Genomic DNA, 21,269 nt, shown 5'->3' with positions numbered 1-21,269 from the left:
ACCTGCCCTTGGGCGAGCTGCTCAACGAAATCGGTAAGGGAGAGGTGCAGCTTCCGGACTTCCAGCGTGACTGGAAGTGGGATGACGACCACATCAAATCACTACTCGCAACTGTGAGCCTGGGTTACCCGATTGGTGTAGTGATGACCCTGGAAACTGGGAACGATGCGGTGCGGTTCAAACCGAAGCCACTCAGCGGTGTAGACGGTGACGTCGTGGAGCCGGAACAGTTACTGCTCGACGGTCAGCAGCGGTTGACCTCGCTGTTCCGCTCCCTGAAGGCGGATACACCGGTCGATACCTTCGATGCCCGCAAGCAGCGTCTCCGGCGCTGGTACTACATCGACATCGAGAAATCCCTCGGCGACGAGGCCGACCGTGACGACGCGATCGTGTCCGTGCCCGAGGACAAGGTGCTTCGGTCCGACTTCGGCCGTCGGGTCGACGCTGACTACTCCACGCAGGAACTGGAGTGCGCGGCCGGTATGTTCCCGCTCTCGCGTGCTCTGGAGGGCGGCTCGGTCACCAAGTGGATCTTCGAGTACGTCAAGACGGATGGGGCGCGGCAGAAAATCTGGGAACGCTTCCAGGATGAGGTGCTGGCGAAGATCCAGGGCTACATGGTCCCGGTGATCAAGCTGACCAACGACACCCCGAAGGAAGCAGTCAGCAGCGTCTTCGAGAAGGTCAACACCGGGGGCGTTCCGCTCAATGTCTTCGAGCTTATGACGGCGACCTTCGCCGGGGAACAATGGTACTACGACGAGCACGGCGACGACTTCCGGCTCTCCGATGACTGGAAACGCATCAACAAGAGCCTCAAACCACACAACGTGCTCCAAGCTTTCGAGAACACGGACTTCTTGCAGGCGGTTACGCTGGTCGCGACCTATGAGCGCCGTCGAGAACACATCGATGCGGGAAAGAGCACCGAGACGGCACCGGGCGTATCCTGCAAGCGTCGAGACATCCTGCGGCTGACCCTGCGCGAGTACCTCGACATCGCCCCCAGGATGGAGCAGGCTTTGCTGTGGGCGGCCTCGTTCCTCAACGGTGAACGGATCTTCCGTGCCCAGGATCTGCCGTATCGAACTCAGCTCGTTCCGCTTGCCGCGATTCGTGCCATGGTCGGCCGGGAAACCGATATCTACTCCAACGCTGCGAAGCTGCAGAGATGGTATTGGTCGGGCGTCCTCGGCGAGATGTACGGGGGCTCGGTCGAAACCAGGTTCGCCCGTGACCTGGAAGGTGTCATCGAGTGGCTGAAAGAAGAATCCGGGAGCGAACCGCAGACAGTCGCTGATGCCACCTTCCATGAGCAGCGACTCCTCACCATGCGGACACGTAACAGCGCGGCGTACAAGGGTACCTATGCCCTGCTCATGCGCGAAGGCTGCCAGGATTGGATGCACAAGCAGCACCTCGACCTGGCATCCTTTTTCAACCACAACGTGGACATTCACCACATCTTCCCGAAGAAGTGGTGCCAGGACCAGGGTGTCGCCCCCGACCGCAGAGAAAGCATTGTCAACAAGACAGCACTTTCGGCATACACGAACCGTATGATCGGTAGCCGGTCACCAAAGGAATACGTGGAGAAAGTGAGCCAGGCGGCCGGCCTCGCTTCGGACGCAATGGATGACCTGCTGCGGAGCCACTACATCGACCCGAGCGCCCTTCGCGCTGCTGACTTCGACGCGTTTTTCGCGGCACGCTCTGCGACGATGTTGGAACTCATCGACCGGGCGATGGGCAAACCCGCAACCCGGATCGTACAGGAGCCAGGCACCGATCAACCGGAAAGTTTCGAGCCGGAGGAAGCCGATGCCGACGATGCCGACGAGTGAGCAACGTCTGCCGACGCCCTGCAAAAAACGCTCCTGAAACGCTCGTAGCGGCGAGTTGCAACCAGCTCGCCGCTACAATCTTGCAATGCTCCCGCCCCGGTCCTTGGTGTCGCAGACTGCCGCACCACCGACCGCACAGCCGACCTCAGCACAGTTCGTTTGGGCGCTGCTATGCAAGCAGCAACAGTGTTGTGCGGGCCTACCAAGGTTTACCGGGGTTGCTCGGCGAGGGCTTTGATGCCGTGCAGCGTGTCCTGGATACCGGTGCGCAGGTCGGCGAGCCGGTGCCGGACGATCGCCTCCTCCTGCTCCGGCATCCGGTCGATCGCCAAGTGGAGCCCGGACCGGGCCGGACCGAGCCGCACGGCGTGCCGCAGCCGAGCACCGCCGACCTCGGGGACAAGGTCGAACCGCCAGGTGGCCATCGGCGCTTGCGGATCGGCCGCGTTCTCACCGTAGCGGCCGTCCGGATCCACCACGGCCCAGGCGAACACACGCGGGACGTCCAGCTCGACCACATGCGAAACGGTGCACCACTCGCCCAGCACCTGGTTGTGGTTGTGCCCCTCGAAACGAGCACCCAAGCTCGGCCGGTCGGCACCGTCCAACCACCGCACGCGCTGCAGCTCCGGGCTGAACCGGGCGGGTAGTTCGATGTCGGTCACCAGCTCCCACACCAGAGCCGGGTCCGCCTCGACGTGCACCTCGTGCTCCACCATCGGACCGTCCACGTCACGCACGTCGCTCTCCCGCCCGTCTATCCGCTACGTCGCGGCAAGTATGCCCGACCAGCCGTGGGTTCTGAAATTTTGCCGAAAACTTCAGAAGCACCAAGGCCAACCGGAGATCCCAGCTCTGCTGGGAATGGAAGTGCCGATCGAGCACGGCTTTCACTTCCACGCTGACCGGATGCCCATCGTCGATGCCTGCCCAGACATACGCATCGTGCTCGCCGAGCCGGACCTCCTCGGCACCGGCAACCGTGACCGACCAGGTGTGCTGACGCGTGTGCTTACCACTACCGGAGATATAGTCGAACGGGCCAAGATAGCCGGTAACCTCGGAGAGAGCCAGGCCGGTTTCCTCGATGACCTCGCGATGCAGCGCCGTGGTGAGGTCTTCGCCGGGCTCGACCTTCCCGGAAGGCAACTCCCAGGTACCGCCACGGAAATCCCCGGCAGAACGCCGCAACAGCAAGGCGCCTCCCTGGCGGTCGACGACAGCGCCAACCACCTGCTGCTGCACACCATCAGCGGCGTCCCGGTCGGTGAGGGTGGCGATCTCGGGCAGACTCATACCGCTTGATTCTCCTTGAACTCGTGGTGGTGTGTGAGCACTTTCTCGAACGCCTGAAGATAGGCATCGGCGAGGCCATCATCGGCATGCGGAACGGCGAGTTTGAGGGTATGCCGGTGCAGCCACTCAGCCCGGGGAAGCTGCTCTTGCCCATATCGGGGCCATCCCTGCGGAAACAACGGGAACGGAGCTGTCGGCTCTTCGAACAAGGGATGTTCGTTGAGAGGTCGTGTGGAACCGGACCGATCGACTTCCAGAACACCTTCGGCGCGGAGGACGGCGATCACTGCCTCGATGGGTACTCCGCCGAGTTCGTCCGGCTGATGGGCCAAGGCCCTCATCCGCAGGCCGGTACCACCCCTCCCCCGGGCACCGGCCTGCGGCCCCGGCCTCCGTCAGCCCGAGACGAGACCCGATTCGAAAACCAGAACACGATCCCGACGACCATCACACGTCAAGCGCGCCCCTGTACTGGCCGAGCACGAAGAAAAATGCAGTTTCGCGCGAAACTGCAAAAACACCACATCCGCCACGGTCGCAGGAACCAAAAACGCAGCTCACATCATGCTCAGTCGCCCCTGACGCCGACTCGGAGTCGGTCAATTTCTCGCGAAATTGACCAACCCTCCCGCATGTACCGCACCGCTGTGAAGCTGTTTCACGTCGTGCGTTGACCCTCCGTACCATGATCAGTACAGTGTGGCCGCTGGAGGGCGCAAGCGCGCGTATGCGAGCAGCTGGGGGAAGCGAAGCCGTCATGACGGATCCGCAACAGGTGGCAAGCAGTCCGTCCGCCACCAACAACGCGATACAGGACATCATCACCTCGGCCAACCAAGGCCAGTACCAGGTCACTCCCGAAGCCGGCGACGAGCTCATCGCCCTCTCCCGGAAATACGCCGACCACCTCGATGCCCCGTTTGCAGGACATGAGCATGGTCAAGCGGCGAACTCCGCTGGGAGACAGTCCCGCCGACCAGACCATCGCCCACTTCAGCCAGCAGGTCACCGGTGGAACGGGAGTGACTGAGAGTGCTTGATGGTGATGGGGGCGGCAATGGCGGCTATAAGGCCGACCTGGAGCAATTGCTGAAGATCGGTAGCACGGCCCGCGACGTGGGCGACAAGATGGTCACGCTCTCACAGGAAGCCACCGAGGAGGTTGCCGCAGCAGTGCGGGCGCATCCTGGCTGGTTGTTCGCCCCCAAGCTGGAGGAGGCGCAGGCGACCTGCGAACGCAATATCGAAGGTTACGGGCGCTGGGCAACCGATGTGGACGACCGGCTTACGGCCGCAGTCGATGAGTATCGGCGCACCGACCAGTGGGCCATGGACCTGTTGAACGGGAACGGGGTATAGGGCATGGACTACTCGATGCTCATGGCGGCGCAACCTGCCCTGCTACGGCGTGCAGGCGAGGCGTGGAAAAAGCTGGCCCGGGACTTCGACGAGCAGATCACGGACTTCCAGTGCAGCGTGTGCAACACGCTGGAGCTGGATGGCATCTGGAAGGGCAAAGCAGCCCAGGCCGCGTGCAAGCACGTTGAGCACATTCGTAAGGAGATGGAGAAGTATCGCGACGACCTGCAGCCCGCAGGCCCGGGATTGATCACTGCCGCTGAGGACATCGACACCTGCCAACAGCAGCTTCAGGCTGTCGATAACGAGATCAACGACCGTGACAAGGATGAGTGGTCGATCAGCAACGACGGCAAGATCTCGTATCCGGCGGGCGCGGAAGCGCAGTATCAAAGTTATGTCGCCGAGATAGAGGGAATCATCGGCAAGGCCGCGAAGGCGGATCAAGCGGCTGCTCGCGCGGCGGAGGCTGCCGATGTCGCCTACGCCAACCTCAAGCAAGTCCTGACGGAAGAGCGGCGCGAGGAGGAGCAGGCTGCCGGGAGGGCTGCCAAGCTGGCTTCCCAGCCGCCGGATGAACTGAGCTTCGACGAGGCGAAGCGGCTGGCGCGGTTGCTGCGCAACCATGGCGATGATCCCGCTTTCGCCGGCGAGTTCCTGGAGGACGTCCCGCCCGAAGAACTGCTGCGGCTCTCGCAGCAGGTCGGCAGTACGGGTTTCGGCTGGGGCTTCCACGGTGAAGGCCAGGGGCCGAACAAGCTCGATGTGCTGAAGTCCCTGCAGAGCGAGCTGGGGGAAACCTTGGCTACCGGCACCAGCGCGGAAGGCCGCGAATACCTGGGCAGAGACGTGCACAACGACAGTGGCCTCGACAGCAGGGCCGGTGAGTATGCCGATCGGCTGATGGCGGCGGCGCAGGCTTCCGGTGACGAGGGGTATCGGGCCGTGGGAACGCTGCTGCACAGCGGGGAGTATTCGGCCGAGTTCCTGAACCCGGTGGGCGATGCGCTGATCGCGGCCGACCGTGCGGATCCCTTCGAGGGGACCGTCGACGATCTGAATTACGTCGATGAACACGGCAAGGGTGGTGACCCGCTGGTGGGGTTGATGGTCGCGATGGACAACAACCCGGAAGCCGCCGACGATTTCTTCGACCCTGAGCGGAACCCGGAGACGCTGCCGTATCTGTTGGAGCGAGACTGGCCCGCGGACTTCGACGAGCGCGGCGGTTATCCCGACCATGCGCCGCAGGCCTCCGAACAGGCCCAGAAGCTGGGGCAGAACATGCTCGGCGAAGCCCTGGAGGCGGCCACGCTGGAGGGCGAGTACCGCAGTGAGGCAGCCGCACGCGTGATGTCGGGGACAGTGCATGAACTGGCGACCAGCGAGCAGTCCAACCGGGACCCGTCGGGCGGCGCGGTGCCGCCACCGATGCGGGACAGCATCGGGCATATGATCTCGGGCTACATGGGCGATGTACACGGCGCCTCCGAGGACAGCGCCCAGAGCTACAACCTCAGTGTGGACGATCCGCAGTGGGCGCATTCCGAGAATGGGATCAACCATGCGCGTTTCAATCAGGCTGAGCTGTATCAGGTGATGGGGTCGGCGGCCTATGATCCCGATGCCTACGCCGAGATGCGTAACGCGAACATGGTCTACACCGAGTTGAAGCTCAACGAGATCGCAACCGATGAGACACAGTCGCTCGAGAATCGCCGGATGAACATGGCGGATGTCGCGCAGCAGTCGTCCACGGTGCTCGGTGCCTTGGACGAAGCCAGGACATATGCGGTTGACGAATTCTATGATGGTAAGGACGCTGCGTACAATTCCGCGATCAATGCTGGTGGCGTGCTGACGACGGCGGCCGTGGCCGGGGGTGGCGCGGCACTGGGCGGCGTCGGTGGCGCGTTGGTGGGTGCTGCCGGTGCGGAAACCGTGAAGTCGGCGGTGGGGGCCCTTCAGCAGGACAGCTCACACATCGTCGCTCAGGAGACCTCCGAGTTGCAGGCAAGCGGCCGCAAGGATGCCAGTGCACTGCTGGCCCAGTCGCTGTGGGAACACGAGATGTGGAAGGACTCGGCGCCACCGCCACCGATCGCCCCGGGCGAGGAAGAGCTCGGTAACCACCCGAACCGGATCTTCGAATCGGACGGTTCGTTGCCCGGTAAGTACAATAGGTGGGTTTCGGATAACAATCCGTATGGCGATGGTGTCGATCATTTTGAAGTGGGACAGGGTTACGACACCGGTGCGAACGTTTATGCAGATGCGACGGGGAACCGCCCGGTTCCGGTGAGTGAGACCAAATGATGCTCCGCAAATTGGGCCGGGTGCGACTGGCGATGTTGAGCACGATCATCGCGCTGACGGCAACGAGCTGCTCTAGCGGTGAAGGCGAACAAGTACCAAAATGGGTGCGCGCACCGCCACAGTACCTGTCGTGCGGCGGCATGGTGGATCCGCAGTTGATGGTTGACCTGGTCCGCGCAGCGGACCTGCGCAAACCCGAGCGTGAGGACTCGTCGAGCGAACTCGACCTCAGTGAACCTTCGCTTGAATGTGGTGTACTCGGTTCGGAAATCGGGATGTTGATCAATCACCAGCCGACCGGTTCTCTTGCTGGCGCGTTTTCGCCACCGGATCCACTGCTGGTACCACTCGGCACCCTGCCGGGGTTTGTGACGTTTAACTGGGCCAACATGTGGGTTCCGTGCACGCGCGGGTCCGAGATGTCCATACTGCGAGCCTCGGTGAACATCCAGATGCCGCAGCAGGTCAATCCGAAGGCGCGGTTGGCGATGGCGCGGTTGATGGTGGATATGACCAATGGTGCGCGGAAGCGGTTCGGGTGTTCGGAAGGGTCGCTGCCGTTGCCGGAGAAACTGCCGGAAATTCCGTATCCTGACCCGGTGCGTTGGGAGGAGACCGAGGACCACGGCGGATCGTGCAATGCGAACATTCTGACGCGACTGCCTAATGCCACTCCTGACGATCAGCAGGTGTGGCTGTTCGAAACTCCCGAACCCAGCAGGTTGCTGAGCACGTGCGAAGTCCGAGTCGGCGCCGGTGTCGCGGACGACCACGAGGCACCCGGGCACCGGAGGCTGGCGGTGGTGACGTATCGAGGTGTGCTGGCCCGGGCGTATCAGAACTCGCCAAAGCACGCGATGCCGCGCTACGACATCACCTGCCGCGGAAAGCCGGTGTCCTACCGTGCCTATGTCCAGGATCCGGACGGGGGCGGGTACATACAGGCCGACGAAAAGCTACAAGAGCATTCCGCAAGTGCCGCCGCCTACCACGATGACTGCCACCTACCGGAGCAGTAAGCCCACCGAGTGATGCTGGAAACCGCTGGGCAACCATCAACGCGGAACCGGCACAAGCCGACAGTACCCACCCTGTCGGCAACCACTGAAGCGGAGAAAAATGCAGTTTCGCGCGAAACTGCAAAAACGGCACGGCCGCCGCAGGCGAGCGCAGCAACGGCCTCGTGGAAGCACTCCTTGTCGAGGGGGAACGAATCGGAGCACGAGAAGGGCAGACAAGGCCGCGCCGACCGGAGCGAACGGAACTTTCGCCTCGACAGCGCGACGAAAGTTCCGTTCACCTCCCTACGGTTCCACGCTGCGAAACATCGGTATCGGCGTGGGTTCAGCCCTGCGCCGACTCCTGTGTCTGCTGTGTCTGCTGTGTCTGCGCCTGCTGCTCGGGCTCCTTCTTCGTGCTCGCGGGCTGCGGCCGACTCCAGAAGGCGGCCAACTGCGCAGCGGCCGCACCCAGACCGAGTCCCGTGGTCAACGCCGCGCGCTGCAAGCCGGACATCCGCTCACGGCGCCCCAGCAGCAGCCGGTCGACACTCGCTGTACCGCTGCCGAGCGCACTCAGAGCCACCGAGGCCGCACTCAGGCTCAGCACGTACTCGTAGCCCTCCTTGGTGATGAAGAAACCGTTCTTGATATGCACGGTGCGCGCGGCAACGGCCATGGTCCCCACCACTGCGGACGCGGCCAACGGGGTGGCAGCACCGAGCACGAGGGCGCTGCCCGCACCGACCTCGACCACGGCACTGGACCGCGCCTGCAGCCGCGGCTGCGAGAAACCGATGGACTTGAACCACTTGGCGGTGCCCTTGATGCTGCGGCCGTGGGCGATACCGTGCACGAGCATCGTCGATCCCACCGACGCCCGCAGGACGATCCGGGCTACCTCTGCGCCGTTCATGAACTGTTGTCCTCCCTCGTTCACTGTTCACTGTCGATGCACGGAGCGCGAGATCCCCCGCTCTCCATCCAACTATGGAATTTGTTCCAGCTCTACGGTCCATCCTGCGAAGCCGACGATAGGTCTCGCCGCGCGTACCGACCAAGACGAATTCCCGCATCATGGTCACCCGGATGGGAGAGCCCCGCACGGCTGAACACACCGCACCGGAGGACCGAGGGGGCATCCGGGTTTCGGAACCCGACCGGCATCCGCTCGGATGAGTCGCACAGGATCAACCACACAGGTGATCATCTATGTCACTGTCGTGGTCGAGTTGTCACTGCCTGAAAGGAGCCACGCGTGGCCACCCTCGGTCTGCACCGGGAGTTCCTCCCCCAGTACGCCAAACTCGAGAAAACCGTACGAGACCGAGTCGACGAGGTCTTCGCGAAGTTCGCCGCCCACACCCACGCCGGGGTCCACCTGGAGAAGGTCACCGGGGCGAAGGACTCGCGGATCCGGACCATCCGCATCACCGGTTTCTGGCGCGGCGTGGTCGCCGCACACGACTCCGGCAGCAGCTACCTGCTGCTCAACGTACTGCCGCACGACAAGGCCACCGAGTGGGCGCGCAACCGCCGCGTCACCGAGAACAAGCTCAGCGGGGGTATCGAGGTGCGCAACGACGTCGCACTCGCCACCGCGACGAACAACTTCCGCAGGCTCGACTCGGCTCCCTCGGCCTCGTCTCCGAAACTGTTCGAGCACGTCTCCGATGCCGACCTGGGGCGGCTCGGCATCGACGACGACATCCGCACCGTGTGCCGGCTCCTGCGCAGCACCGACGAACTCGACGCGCTCGGAAACCTCATCCCGGAAACGCAGTACGACGCGCTCGCCGGACTCGCCGCCGGAATGACCCCGGAGGCGGTCTGGCAGGAACTCGCCCACAACCACCTCCCTGCCGAGGAACCCCGCGCCTCGACAGCGGAGAGCGCGGACACCGACGAGCTCGCCGCGGCGATGAAGCGTTCCCAGGGATACATCGCCGTGGTCAACGACTCGGAGGAACTGGCCGACATCCTCGAATGGCCCTTCGACCTGTGGCGCGTGTTCCTGCACCCGACGCAGCGGCGCATCGCCGAGCACGCCCCCTACAACGGCCCCGCACGCATCACCGGCGGTGCGGGCACGGGCAAGACGGTGGTGGCCCTGCACCGAGCCCACCACCTCGCCCGGAACCCGGCCCTGCCCGAGAGTTCCATCCTGCTGACGACGTTCACCAAGAACCTCGCCGAGGAACTCTCCCGCAACCTCGACGTCCTCATCGGTGACCCGGTGGTGCGAGCCCGTATCGAGGTCACCAACGTCGATGTGATCGCCCGGCGCCACTTCCCGCAGCAGCACGGCAAGTCTTCCACGATCATCGACCGCACCGACCGGCTCGTGCGCTGGCGGCGGTTGATCCGCCAGCACGATCTCGACCTCCCCGAGTCGTTCCTGGACCAGGAGTGGCGCCAGGTGGTGCTCGCCCAGGAAGTCACCACGGCCGAGCAGTACCGCGCAGCCGACCGCAGGGGACGCGGCAAAGCACTCGCCCCCACGCTGAAGGACAAGCTGTGGGCCGTGTTCGAGGAATTCACGGCACAACTGCGCGCGGAGGGATACCGGACGTTCGAGGAGGTCGCCGACGCCGCGGCACACTCCTTACGAGCACAGCCCGACAAGCCGTACCGGCACCTCGTCGTCGACGAAGCCCAGGACCTGCACCCGTCCCGCTGGCGCATGCTGCGCGCCATCGTCGACCGGGGTGCGGACGACCTGTTCATCGCCGGTGACACCCACCAGCGGATCTACGACAACAAGGCCTCGCTGCGCAGTCTCGGCATCCACGTGTCCGGGCGGTCGGCGAAGCTGCGCATCAACTACCGCACCTCCCGCGAGATCCTGCTGTGGAGCACTGCCCTACTGCTGGGCGAACGCGTCGACGACATGGACGAAGGCGAGGAGAACCTCACCGGATACCGGTCCAGCTTCCGCGGCGAGCCTCCCGAGACCGCATCCTTCACCGATAAACCCGCCGAGATCGCGGGCATCGTCGACCGTGTCCGCGGCTGGCTGGCCACCGGTGTATCCGCCGAGACCATCGGGATTTCCTCGCGCACCGGCCAATTCGGCAAGGACATCGCCAAGGGCCTGGAAGCCGCGGGAATCGACACGGCCCAACTCGGCGGCGATGCCGGTCAGGCCGGAGTCCGGATCGGCACGATGCACAAGATGAAGGGGCTGGAGTTCCGCTGCGTCATCGTCGCCGACGTGGGTGCGCGCGTCGTACCCATGCCCAGCGCGATCACCGACGAATCGGTCGATCCCCAGCAGCACCAGCAGGATCTGCAGTCCGAGCGCAACCTGCTGTTCGTCGCCTGCACCCGTGCCCGCGACTTGCTGTGCGTGTCCTGGCACGGACAGCCCAGCGAGTTCCTGCGGCCGGTGCTGGACGTCGGGTAGCGATCGTCAGGAGTTCTCACCACAGCAATGCGAGTCCCTCGACTTTCCGCACCTGATGCCCGACCTCTGCACGAAAGACCACATCAGCAATGAGTACAACCGAGCCGTCCACAACACCAGCACTGGATCACCACGACTACCCGGGACTGTTCCAAGCTGCGGACGCGGCATCGCTGCGCGGCCAATACAGCTACCTGCGAGCCGTTCGAGCACGTCTCATCCTGTCGGTACTCGCGGCGACCTCGGCGGCGATCACGATCACCATCGGTGTGGCCGACATTGCGGCAGTGGGCACCGCGCTGTTCTTCGTCAGCGCGCTCGGCGTCGACGTGCTGGTGTTGCGCGGCAAGCCCAATGAAATCTGGTACCAAGGCCGCGCCCTGGCGGAATCGACGAAGAGCCTCACGTGGCGGTACGTGTCCGGGGGAACACCGTTTCCCCGGTCGCTGAGTACGGCAGATACCGACCAGATGTTCACGGAACGTTTGGGGGCGCTCCACCGCGACCTGGCAGCTGTGCGACTGCTCCCGACGCGAGCCGCTGTGCTCAGCGAGCGCATGCGAGAGCTGCGGGCGACTTCCTTACCGGAACGCCAGGAACTGTATCTCATCGGGCGTATCCAGGAGCAGCAATCCTGGTACGCCGACAAGGCCGTGTTCCATCAACGTCGCGCCAACACCTACCAGGCGCTCGTACTGAGTTTCGAAGTCGCCGGTGTTGCCGGCGCGCTCGCCAAGGCTTTCGGCGTGATCTCCTTCGACCTGTCCGGAATCATCGCCGCCGTCTTGGCGGCATTCGCGGCCTGGTCGGCAACCCGGCAGCACACCACCACCGCCGATGCCTACATCGTCGCCAGCCACGACCTTGCTCTGGCACGGGAACGTCTCCGGCACTGCACCGACGAGCACCAGTGGGCCAACGCCGTCGCCGACGCCGAAGCAGCGATCAGCCGCGAGCACAGCACATGGCGCTCCTCGCACGGTGAATGAGCAGAACGACCGCCGCGAAACGGCAACGGGGGGATCAGAGCGATCGGCGCAGACCCTGCACTCTCATGGGGTCTTCCGCCTCTCGATGAAGATCATTATGCTCGGTACTCCTGTTCGAGTCGAGTGATCCCTGGGGGCATCCGTGGCCGAGGCAGCAGGATATGACGCGTTCATTTCCTACAGCCATGCTCTGGACGGAAAGCTGGCACCCACGATCCAACAAGAGCTGGAACGGTTCGCGAAACCGTGGTATCGGATGCGCGCTCTCCGTGTCTTCCGGGACAACGTCAGCCTGTCGGCCAGCCCGGGGCTGTGGTCGTCGATCGAGAGCGCCCTGGCCGGCTCCACGTGGCTGGTGCTGATGGCCTCACCGGAGGCAGCACAGTCTCCCTGGGTCAACCACGAGGTCTCGTGGTGGCTCGCGAATCGCTCCCCGCGACGAATACTTCTCGTTGTGACCAGTGGCGAGTTCGTGTGGGACGAGCAGGGCCGGGACGTGGACCGAGACCTCAGCACAGCAGTGCCTCCTGCACTGCACGGCGCACTCGACGAGGAGCCGCGCTGGGTCGACATGCGATCCCTGCGCAACGCCGAACAGGCAGACCGATCCAACCCGGCGGTGCGGGATTGCGTCGCCGACATCGCAGCAGCCGTCCGTGGTGTCGCGAAGGACGAGATCGTGGGCAAGCACATTCGACACCACCGCGCGACCATGTGGACTGCATGGTCCGGGGTTACGGCACTCGCGATATTTCTGGTGCTCGCCCTCGTCGCCTGGGGAATCGCAATAGTGCAGCGCAACGAAGCGCGCACCCAGGCCAGGATCGCCACAGCCAGACAGCTTGCCGCCACCGCAGTGGCCAACTTGGACACGCAGCTGGGGCTGGCTCAGTTACTTGCCGTTGAAGCGTACCGATTGGACCGTAGCGCGCAGAGCCGTTCCGCATTGTTCCAGGCAGTCACAGCCAGCCCCCATCTGGTGCGCCAGCACCCTGTCAACGCGCCGGTCACGGCCCTGGCGAGTTCGCGTGACGGCAACATCGTGGTGGCAGGAACAAGCACGGGACGACTGGTGCGCTGGGATATCAACCGAAACACTTCCACCGAGGTCACTGCCGGTGATAAAGCAATCGTGGACATCGCCGTCGATACCGACGGGCAAACAATCACCGCCGCGGACGGGTCCACAACCGTCCTGTGGGACGTCACCGCCGAAGAAAAGCCCACTCGTCTCCTCGATATCGCGGCCCGGTCAGTTGCTCTCTCACCTTCCGGCGAACTCCTGGCCACGCAGTCGGACTCCGGTGGGAGTCGACAATTCTCCAGGTCTTCCGTCCTCTCCCTGGTGGACACTCGGACCGGAAAGCAGTTGCACCGGAAAAAGGTCGGATGGAGCTCGTACGGACCCGGTGAGGACGCGCTGGGCATGCCCGACGGTTCGACGCTGGTTCTTGTCGGGCCCAGCGGGCAATGGCGCCGTTTCTCCACGGAAAGCCTACAGGAGTCAGCACGCTCGGAGAGCCCGGCGTTCACGCCAGCAGGCCACTTCGTCTGGGGATTTTCCCAGGATGCCGGCAGGTTCGGCTACATCAAATACGGCGGCATCACCACGACCGCCACTCGCGGCACGCCCGAGGACGGTCTCACGGACACCGTCAACGTTCCGGTCCCGGAACCGGAGCACCTCGTCCTCAGCAAGGACGGAACCTACGCTGCGGCCGCCGGAGGCGGAGCATTCCACCTCATCGAGATACGGGAGAATACGTACGAATTAGCACAGACCGGACACGTGCACGTTGACACGGCACTCACCGGTCACGGGCACGTGGACGCGGTCACCTTCCTGGGCAATGGCCCCCAGCTCGTATCAGCCGCCGCTGAAACTCTGACCCTGTGGAACCCGCACCAGTGGTCTCGCCTGAGTCGGGGACCGACTCCGGACATGCCGTCGACCAGCAACGCGGGCGGGCCACCACGGCTCGCTGTGACCTCCGATGCGGAGCGCATAGCCGTGGTCTCCGGCGACGGTGACCGGCCTGCTGCCCACAATCTGAGCGCTGCAGAACCTCAACGTAGGAAACTGGATGTCGAGGGGCGCGACCTTTTCCCGGTGTGGAACGCCGATGGCTCCCGCTTGTTCCTCATCGGCAAGGGAGGCGCCGCGACAGTCGTCACCGAGGGGCGGGTCACCGCACGGTGGCAGGCTGTCGGGGACAGTCCGATCATCGCCGCGGGTTTCTCCACTGACGAGAAGTGCATCGTCATGGCTACTTACCGGGGTGGTGTTCAAGTCCGGGCAGTCGAGGACGGACGGTTGATACGCACTGTTGCCGGTGAACCGAAGACCGCAGGAATACCGACCAGTCGACAAGGTCTCGCGGCGGTGAGCGAAGACGCCCGTCTGGTCGCCGTCATACGAGGTCGCGGAAATGGTGCCGCCCCGGAGGGCGGTACAGGCCGCTTCGTCGCCTTGATCGACACCGAGACGGGGCAGTCGCATCGGCTGCCAGGGCAACATGCGAGTGCCGTCGCCTTCAGCAACAAGAAACTTCTTGTCCAGCGCGGCAATGGAACACTGGAAGTGTGGGACCTCCGCGGAACGACCAAGCTTCGTTCCTTTCCGGGCGATACCGGATACACACGCTCCCTCGCTCCGATCACGGGGACCAACCTGGTCGCACGGCTGCGGGCCGACGGCACCACGGTCATCGTCAACCTCGTATCCGGAAAGGTACTGGGCACTTTCCCCCTACCGCCGATGACGCGGGGCTCTCTGGCCAACCCATGGACCGCAACGAGGTTGACCTCGACATCCGGTGGTGACCTGCTGACCGCCACATCCGGCGGCAAGCTCGTCCGCTGGCGATTCGACGAGACCGCGTGGGTACAGATCGCCTGCGCAACGGCAAGCCGCGATCTCGCAGCGAGTGAATGGCGCGACATCGTCGGCACCACAGCACCCGATGACCTCACTTGTCGTCGGTAAACACAGTCGGGAACACTTCACTCAGGGGAACAAGGTCGCCATGGTGTTGCGGAAATCGGTCAGAGCAACGGCGGTCTGGTCATTGTGCCGGGTGGCTTCCCGGGTCGGAGCCAGCGTCGCCGCCACGGCGCGTTTCGCCGCGCGCACGGCGGCAGGCGGTTGCTCGGTGATCGCGGTCAGCACTCGGGCGGTGTGCTCACCCAGCTCAGCTTCGGGAAGATGGTGCTCGGCCAGTCCGGCGTGCACAGCCGCGGAAGCGTCGAGCAGGCGCCCGGTGTAGAGCAGCTGCCGGGTCAGTGACGGTCCGGCGAGAGCGACCATGCGGGCTGCGAACGCGGGGCTGGTCTGGATTCCCAGGCGGGCAATGGGCATTCCGATCCGCGCCGAGTCGGCCATGAACCGCAGGTCACAAGCCAGGGCAAGCTGGCACCCCGCGCCTGCGGCGACACCGTGTATCTCGGCCACGACAGGAATCGGGCATTTCTCGATCGCGCGAAACGCGGCTTCCATGCGCGCGAACGAATCCTCGACGGTCTCCGCGCCCGCACCGACCCATTCGGTCATGTCCGAGCCCGCGCAGAATGTGCCGGAGTGCCCGCGCAGCACGATCGCACGCGTGGTGCCGCCCTCGGCGAGCTCCTGGATGCTGTGCTGGAGCCGAGTCCACTCCGCACCGGGCAGCGCGTTTCGCTTGGTTCCGTTGCCGATGGTGATCTCCGCGATCGGCGTGTGCAGGCGCACGGTGAGCAGTTCTCCGGCAGAGCTCGGTTCGGCACTCATCGCACCGCTCCTCGTGTCCGCAGCTCCTGCAGTCCGGCACCGTCCACGCCCAAGGCCGCCAACACCTCGTCCGTGTGCTGGCCGTGCTCCGGTGGTGCCTCGCGCACGTGTGGGGAGCTCTCGGAGAACTTCAGCGGCGGGCCGACCGAGCGGATGGTTCCGGCGGTGGGGTGCTCGACCTCGGTCACCATGCCGCGGTCGCGAACCTGCGGATGCGCGAGTGCCTGGTCCACCGTGTTGATCCGACCGACCGGAACGGCGGCTTCGGTGAGCAGGGTGTCCCACTCGTCCGCGGTCCGGGTGGCCAGCCGCTGTTCGATCAGCGGCAGGAGTTCGTCGCGGTTGCGCACTCGGTCGGGGTTCGTCGCGAACCTCGGGTCGTGCACCAATTCCCCGAGCCCCACCGCGTGGGCGAAGCGCTGCCACAGTCCGTCATTGCCCGCGGCGACCATGATGTGTCCGTCCGCGGTGGGAAAGGCCTGGTAAGGAACGATGGTCGGGTGCGCGGAACCGTGGCGCCGCGGAGTATCGCCGGTCGCGAAGTAGCCGGCGGCGACATAGGTCAGCCAGGAAACCTGGCCGTCCAGCAGCGAAACGTCCACCCACTGCCCACATCCACTGTGCTCACGTTGGCGCAGGGCAGCGGTGATGCCGATGGTGCTCCACATTCCCGCGGCCAGATCGGCACCGGCGACGCCGAAACGCACGGGCGGGCCGTGCTGCTCACCGGTCACGCTCATCATGCCCGACAGTGCCTGGGCGATCGCGTCATAGCCGGGTTCGTCCCGAAACGGCCCCGTCTGGCCGTAACCACTGATCGACGCGTACACCACGCCCGGATTGTCCTGGGAGACCTGCTTGTACCCGAGCCCGAGGCGCTCGGCAGTGCCCGGACGGAAGTTCTCCACGATCACGTCGGCCGTGTCGGCCAGCCGCCGCACCAGGTCACGACAGTCGGGCTCCTTGAGGTCGACGGAAATGCCGCGCTTGTTGCGGTTGACACTCAGGAAGTACGCGGCGTCCTCGCCCTGGAAGGGTGGTCCCCAACTTCGGGTGTCATCGCCGCTGCCGGTGTCCTCGACCTTGATCACGTCGGCACCCAGATCGGCCAGGATCATGGTGCAAAACGGGCCGGACAGGATCCGCGACAGGTCGAGGACGCGCAGCCCGCCCAGGGTGCCATCGTGCTGCCGCCACGGCGAGTCCTGCTCCGAGACGCTCATCCCGCAACCTCCTCCGACAATAGTGGAAAGGTGGCTCATCCAGTTAACAGCTTGTTTTCCGTTCCTGTCGAACGGAGTGGACAGCAACATAGCAACTGGATGAACCACTCGTCCAGTGGCTCAGTGAACCGGCAACTGCTACCCTGTGGTCGATTCTGTCAAGGGGGTTCGTGCTCGTGTCCGACTCGCTGCGGCCAGTGCCCCGCACACGCCTGTACGAGCAGGTTGTCAGCCAGCTCCGCGAACACGTGGAATCCGCCGGACTCGGCAGCGGCGACCGGCTCCCGTCGGAGCGGGAGCTGGCGGAACGCCTCGGTGTCAGCCGAGCCTCGATCAAGCAGGCGATCCTCGTCCTCGAGGTGCAAGGACTGGTGGAGATCCGCCACGGTGGTGGCACCTACCTGCGCACCGACACCCTGGCGGTGGAGCCGGTCGCGACGCTGGTGGAGCGCCAGCGCCGGCTTCCCGACGTGCTGGACGCCCGCGAGGCGATGGAGACCAAGCTCGCCGAACTGGCGGCGCTGCGCCGCACCGAGCAGGACCTCGCCGAGATCGACGCCGCGCTGGCGGCGATGCGGGCCGAGGTCGAGGAAGATCGGCTCGGCGAAGACGGTGACCGTCGCTTCCACGCTGCGGTCACCACCTCCGCGCACAGCACGCTGCTCGCCGAGTTCATGGACAACATCGCCGAGCAGATCGCCGAGAGCCGCCACGAATCCTTGCAGCAACCCGATCGCCCGGCCCAATCACTCACCCAGCACGAGCGCATCGCCGAGGCCATCCGTGCCCAGGACACGCAAGCTGCCCGGGAAGCGATGCGCGCGCACCTGGTGACGGTCAGTCGAGTGCGCCTGCTGAACTGGACACCGGACGACGCCTGACCACGTGGCCGCACGCCGGTCAGTCTGCTGGTCAGCCCGGGGTGAGCACCACGAACACCAGCCAGGTCAGCAGTGGTGCGGCCGTGACCACCACGACACCGTAGATCAGCAGCTTGCGAAACAGCACATCCTTGTCGAAGTCGCCGGAGTTGGCCAGCACGATCGCGCCGTTGGTGGAGAACGGACTGACGTCGACCACGGTCGATGCCACCGCCAGTGCGGTGATCATCCCCACCGCTCCGATCTCGCCCTGCAGCAGGAAGGGCACCGCCAGCGGGATCAGAGCCCCCATGATGCCGACCGAGGAGGCAAAGGCCGACACGAGCGCACCGACGTAGCACAGCAGGAGCGCGACCACCAGGGGAATGCCGATGCCTGCGACCGCCTCCCCGGCATAATCGATGGTGCCCATCTCCCGGAGAACACCGACGTAGGTCAGCACACCGCAGATCAGCAACACGGTCGGCCATGCCACTTCCGAGGGCGCGTTGCGGGCGATTTTCGGCGAGATCATGCTCAGCACCACGGCGATGGTGACCGCGACCAGCCCCACGTCGAGGCCGAACCCGAGCGTGCTGACCACCAGCCCGACCAAGCCGATCAGTGTCAGCCAACGATCTCGGTTCAACGTCTCGATCGGTTCGTCACCGGTGGAGGCGGACTCCGCCGGTTCGGCGCTCGCGCCGGATTCACCTGCCGATCCCGCGCTCAAGCCGGGGACTCTCCCCGTGCCCGCAGCGGACAAGGCAGGCTGCGCCGACGCAGCAGCGGGCACGGCCGATTTCGCCGACACGGAACCGGCCCCGACCAGACGCAGGCCACCGAACGTCACGAACACGATCGCCGCGATCACCGTATTGACCACCAACGCGCCCAGGAACAGCACGATCGGTCCGGTGGGCAAACCACCTCTGGTCACCACGCCGTTGACGATGGTGCCGTAAATGCTGATCGGGGAGAAACTCCCCGCCTGAGTACCGTGCACGACCATCACACCCATCAGCAATGGGTTGATCCTGTAGCGCACTGCCATGCTCATCGCAATGGGCGCGACGATGGCACAGGCAGCCGGACTGACGGCCCCGATCGCCGTCAGCAGCGCGCCGATACCGAACATGACCCACGGAATCAGCGCGATGCGCCCACCGAGCAGGCGTACCGCGCGATGGACCAACCAGTCGGTCGTGCCGTTGGCCCGGGCGATCGCGAACAGATAGGTCACTCCGACCAGGACGACGAAGAGATCACCGGGAAAACCCGCGAATATCTCCTCTTCGGACAGCCCACCCGCGGTCATACCCACCAGAAACGCCATGGTCAGCATCAGCATGCCCATGTTGACCGACAGTGTCGTAGCCACGACGAAGGCGGCTATCAACGCCAGGACGGAGATCAGTTCGGGTGACACCATGCCTCACTCCACTACACCGTTTGGCAGCATGATCTGCAACACATTGGATCACTGGATGAGCCAGTTTCGTCGTACCTCGCGAGTACGTCAAGAGTGGACCACCGGATGAACCGCAGGTGCTGTATCCGCTGACAACGACACCGCTCCCGCCCCACCGACCTCCGACGAGGAAGGTGGGTGACGTCACGAACACCGAACCGGTGCGTACCTCCTGGTCTAGGCTCCTTCCCGGGTCCGTGCGGTCATCCGCTCAGTGTCCCCGACTCGGCACTGCACACGAACAACCACGCACGAAAAGACACGATGAGAACGCACCGAGACGACGACCGGGTGGCGCCTGTGGACCGAATCGACATTGCCGAAGACGGCGAACCCAACGAATACGGCAAGTCCGGTGATTCCGGCGAATACGGTGATTCCGACAGGTCCGGCAAGGCCGGTAATTCCGATCATTCCGGCGATTCCCGAATGGCGTTTCCGCAGGCTGTGGCCGGGGCGATCCTGGCCACCACGTCCGGTCTGCTGGCGGTGTTTCTCACCTCGTCCCTGGCGCCGCTGCTCCACCGGGACCTGGGAGTGACCGCGGCCCTCCTGGGGATTCTCACCGCGCTGTTCTTCGCCTCCAGCAGCCTGTCGGCGCCCCTGTGCGGGCGCCTTGTCGATCGACTCGGCAGCGTCCGGATGATGCGTCTGGCACTGATCCTGTCTGCGAGCTGCCTGGCAGGCATCGGAGCCATCGTGGACAGCAAGGCAAGCCTGGCGGTGGTTCTGTGCTGTGCCGGAGTGGCCAACGGCGCCATCCAACCCGCCGCCAATCGCTACCTGGGCCGACTGGTTCCGCACCACCGCCAAGGGCTGGCCTTCGGAATCAAGCAGTCGGCCATCCCGGCGGCGATGCTGGCAGGAGGGCTGGCCACGCCGGTGGCCGTCTTCCTCACCGGTTGGCGCGCGATCTACCTCGCGGGGGCCGTGATCGCGCTGGTACTCGCGGCGCTCATCCGCGTTCCGCAAGGCAGCACGGTGGCCGTGCCCACGGCAACCACGGCAACCACGGCAACCACGGCGAATCCGGCCACAGTGGATGAACCCGGGAAAGCTGCGCCGCCGTTGTCCCGGATGCCGCTGATCGTGCTCGCGGTCGGCTGGGCGCTGGCCTCGGCCGGATCGAACGCGATGGGCTCGTTCTTCGTGCTCGGGTCGATCCAGGCCGGATACTCGCACACCACGGCGGGTGTGCTGGTGGTGGCCGGCTCGCTGGCGAGCATATCGGTCCGGGTCTCGGGTGGTGTCTTCGCCGACCGGATGGCAGGCAGCGGTCTGTCGCTCGTGGCGGCGATGAGCGCGGCCGGAGGACTCGGCATCGCCCTGCTGGCCACGCAGCACTCCTGGGCGTTCGCCGCCGCGCTTCTCCTCGGCTACGGTCTCGGCTCGGGCTGGGGCGGACTGTTCAGCTACGCGATCGTGTCCACGCACCCGTCCAGGCCGGGCCGGGCCAGCGGGATCACGCAGGCGGGTGCGAGCGCGGGTGCATGTCTGGGGCCGCTCACCTTCGGACTGGTGGCTGCCCACGCGGGATACACCTGGGCCTGGCTGACCGCGGGCGCCCTGCTGCTGATCGCCGTGGGGATCATCATGCTCGGCCGCCACCTGCTGCTCTCCCGGATACCGGCGAGGTGACGAACGGCGCTGCACGAAAGGGCGTGCCCCTGCTTGCCCGCCAAAGTGATCCACACCATATGACCACCGGGCGCAGGAACCCGGGACGGTCCCCGCACGA

At 64.9% G+C, this 21,269-nt stretch carries 17 protein-coding genes; 10 read left to right on the top strand and 7 right to left on the bottom strand.

Going from position 1 to position 21,269, the window contains the following annotated elements:
- The first annotated feature begins 8 nt into the window (after positions 1 to 8).
- Positions 9 to 1,847 (top strand): GmrSD restriction endonuclease domain-containing protein, encoded by a 1,839-nt coding sequence (locus tag JOF55_RS21755; protein ID WP_310277578.1) that lies wholly within the window; start codon positions 9 to 11, stop codon positions 1,845 to 1,847.
- A gap of 209 nt (positions 1,848 to 2,056) precedes the next feature.
- Here the strand turns inward: JOF55_RS21755 and JOF55_RS21750 are convergent, their stop codons facing one another.
- Genes JOF55_RS21750 through JOF55_RS21740 form a run of 3 tightly spaced genes read right to left on the bottom strand, consistent with a single transcriptional unit; the run spans position 2,057 to position 3,484 of the window.
- Positions 2,057 to 2,587, bottom strand: a complete 531-nt coding sequence (locus JOF55_RS21750; protein WP_310277575.1) for an SRPBCC family protein — start codon at positions 2,585 to 2,587, stop codon at positions 2,057 to 2,059.
- Entirely contained in the window at positions 2,580 to 3,143 is a 564-nt protein-coding gene (locus JOF55_RS21745) for an NUDIX hydrolase (protein ID WP_310277571.1), read from the bottom strand. The genes JOF55_RS21750 and JOF55_RS21745 overlap by 8 nt, the downstream gene beginning before the upstream one ends.
- Positions 3,140 to 3,484 (bottom strand): hypothetical protein, encoded by a 345-nt coding sequence (locus JOF55_RS21740; protein ID WP_310277568.1) that lies wholly within the window; start codon positions 3,482 to 3,484, stop codon positions 3,140 to 3,142. Before JOF55_RS21740 ends, JOF55_RS21745 begins: the two co-directional genes overlap by 4 nt.
- Positions 3,485 to 4,054: 570 nt before the next feature.
- Here JOF55_RS21740 and JOF55_RS21735 point away from each other — a divergent pair.
- From JOF55_RS21735 to JOF55_RS21720, 4 genes are read left to right on the top strand one after another with little or no spacing between them, the layout of a single operon-like run.
- Complete coding sequence (locus JOF55_RS21735) at positions 4,055 to 4,183, top strand: hypothetical protein (RefSeq protein WP_310277565.1); 129 nt, start codon at positions 4,055 to 4,057, stop codon at positions 4,181 to 4,183.
- On the top strand, positions 4,176 to 4,502 hold the full coding sequence (locus JOF55_RS21730) for a hypothetical protein (RefSeq protein WP_310277562.1): 327 nt from the start codon (positions 4,176 to 4,178) through the stop codon (positions 4,500 to 4,502). The genes JOF55_RS21735 and JOF55_RS21730 overlap by 8 nt, the downstream gene beginning before the upstream one ends.
- A gap of 3 nt (positions 4,503 to 4,505) precedes the next feature.
- Positions 4,506 to 6,818, top strand: coding sequence for a DUF6571 family protein (locus tag JOF55_RS21725; RefSeq protein ID WP_310277559.1), 2,313 nt, complete (start codon positions 4,506 to 4,508; stop codon positions 6,816 to 6,818).
- Entirely contained in the window at positions 6,815 to 7,837 is a 1,023-nt protein-coding gene (locus JOF55_RS21720) for a hypothetical protein (protein WP_310277557.1), read from the top strand. Before JOF55_RS21725 ends, JOF55_RS21720 begins: the two co-directional genes overlap by 4 nt.
- A 325-nt stretch (positions 7,838 to 8,162) precedes the next feature.
- On the opposite strand, the gene JOF55_RS21715 is transcribed toward JOF55_RS21720, so the two are convergent.
- Positions 8,163 to 8,732, bottom strand: coding sequence for a DoxX family protein (locus JOF55_RS21715; protein ID WP_310277554.1), 570 nt, complete (start codon positions 8,730 to 8,732; stop codon positions 8,163 to 8,165).
- Between the two features lie 342 nt (positions 8,733 to 9,074).
- Between JOF55_RS21715 and JOF55_RS21710 the strand changes: the two genes are divergently transcribed.
- From JOF55_RS21710 to JOF55_RS21700, 3 genes are all read left to right on the top strand, one after another.
- Positions 9,075 to 11,222 carry a UvrD-helicase domain-containing protein gene (locus JOF55_RS21710; RefSeq protein WP_310277550.1) on the top strand — a complete coding sequence of 716 codons (2,148 nt, stop codon included), beginning with the start codon at positions 9,075 to 9,077 and terminating at the stop codon, positions 11,220 to 11,222.
- Positions 11,223 to 11,311: 89 nt separating this feature from the next.
- Positions 11,312 to 12,211 (top strand): DUF4231 domain-containing protein, encoded by a 900-nt coding sequence (locus tag JOF55_RS21705; protein WP_310277547.1) that lies wholly within the window; start codon positions 11,312 to 11,314, stop codon positions 12,209 to 12,211.
- 142 nt (positions 12,212 to 12,353) lie between these two features.
- Complete coding sequence (locus JOF55_RS21700) at positions 12,354 to 15,197, top strand: TIR domain-containing protein (RefSeq protein ID WP_310277544.1); 2,844 nt, start codon at positions 12,354 to 12,356, stop codon at positions 15,195 to 15,197.
- Positions 15,198 to 15,218: 21 nt separating this feature from the next.
- Here JOF55_RS21700 and JOF55_RS21695 read toward each other — a convergent pair whose 3' ends face one another.
- Both JOF55_RS21695 and JOF55_RS21690 read right to left on the bottom strand, forming a co-directional pair.
- Positions 15,219 to 15,977: an enoyl-CoA hydratase/isomerase family protein gene (locus tag JOF55_RS21695; RefSeq protein ID WP_310277542.1), complete on the bottom strand. Its 759-nt coding sequence runs from the start codon at positions 15,975 to 15,977 to the stop codon at positions 15,219 to 15,221.
- Complete coding sequence (locus tag JOF55_RS21690) at positions 15,974 to 17,200, bottom strand: CaiB/BaiF CoA transferase family protein (RefSeq protein WP_310277539.1); 1,227 nt, start codon at positions 17,198 to 17,200, stop codon at positions 15,974 to 15,976. The genes JOF55_RS21695 and JOF55_RS21690 overlap by 4 nt, the downstream gene beginning before the upstream one ends.
- Positions 17,201 to 17,376: 176 nt before the next feature.
- Between JOF55_RS21690 and JOF55_RS21685 the strand changes: the two genes are divergently transcribed.
- Positions 17,377 to 18,081: a FadR/GntR family transcriptional regulator gene (locus tag JOF55_RS21685; RefSeq protein ID WP_374727581.1), complete on the top strand. Its 705-nt coding sequence runs from the start codon at positions 17,377 to 17,379 to the stop codon at positions 18,079 to 18,081.
- Positions 18,082 to 18,112: 31 nt separating this feature from the next.
- Here the strand turns inward: JOF55_RS21685 and JOF55_RS21680 are convergent, their stop codons facing one another.
- Positions 18,113 to 19,489 (bottom strand): SLC13 family permease, encoded by a 1,377-nt coding sequence (locus tag JOF55_RS21680; RefSeq protein WP_374727580.1) that lies wholly within the window; start codon positions 19,487 to 19,489, stop codon positions 18,113 to 18,115.
- Between the two features lie 306 nt (positions 19,490 to 19,795).
- Here JOF55_RS21680 and JOF55_RS21675 point away from each other — a divergent pair, with 306 nt between their 5' ends.
- Positions 19,796 to 21,169 (top strand): MFS transporter, encoded by a 1,374-nt coding sequence (locus JOF55_RS21675; RefSeq protein WP_310277530.1) that lies wholly within the window; start codon positions 19,796 to 19,798, stop codon positions 21,167 to 21,169.
- The last annotated feature ends 100 nt before the right edge of the window (positions 21,170 to 21,269 follow it).

This window comes from Haloactinomyces albus (assembly GCF_031458135.1).
In the GTDB taxonomy this organism is placed as follows: Bacteria; Actinomycetota; Actinomycetes; order Mycobacteriales; family Pseudonocardiaceae; genus Haloactinomyces; species Haloactinomyces albus.
This window is presented reverse-complemented; position numbering and strand designations above follow the sequence as displayed.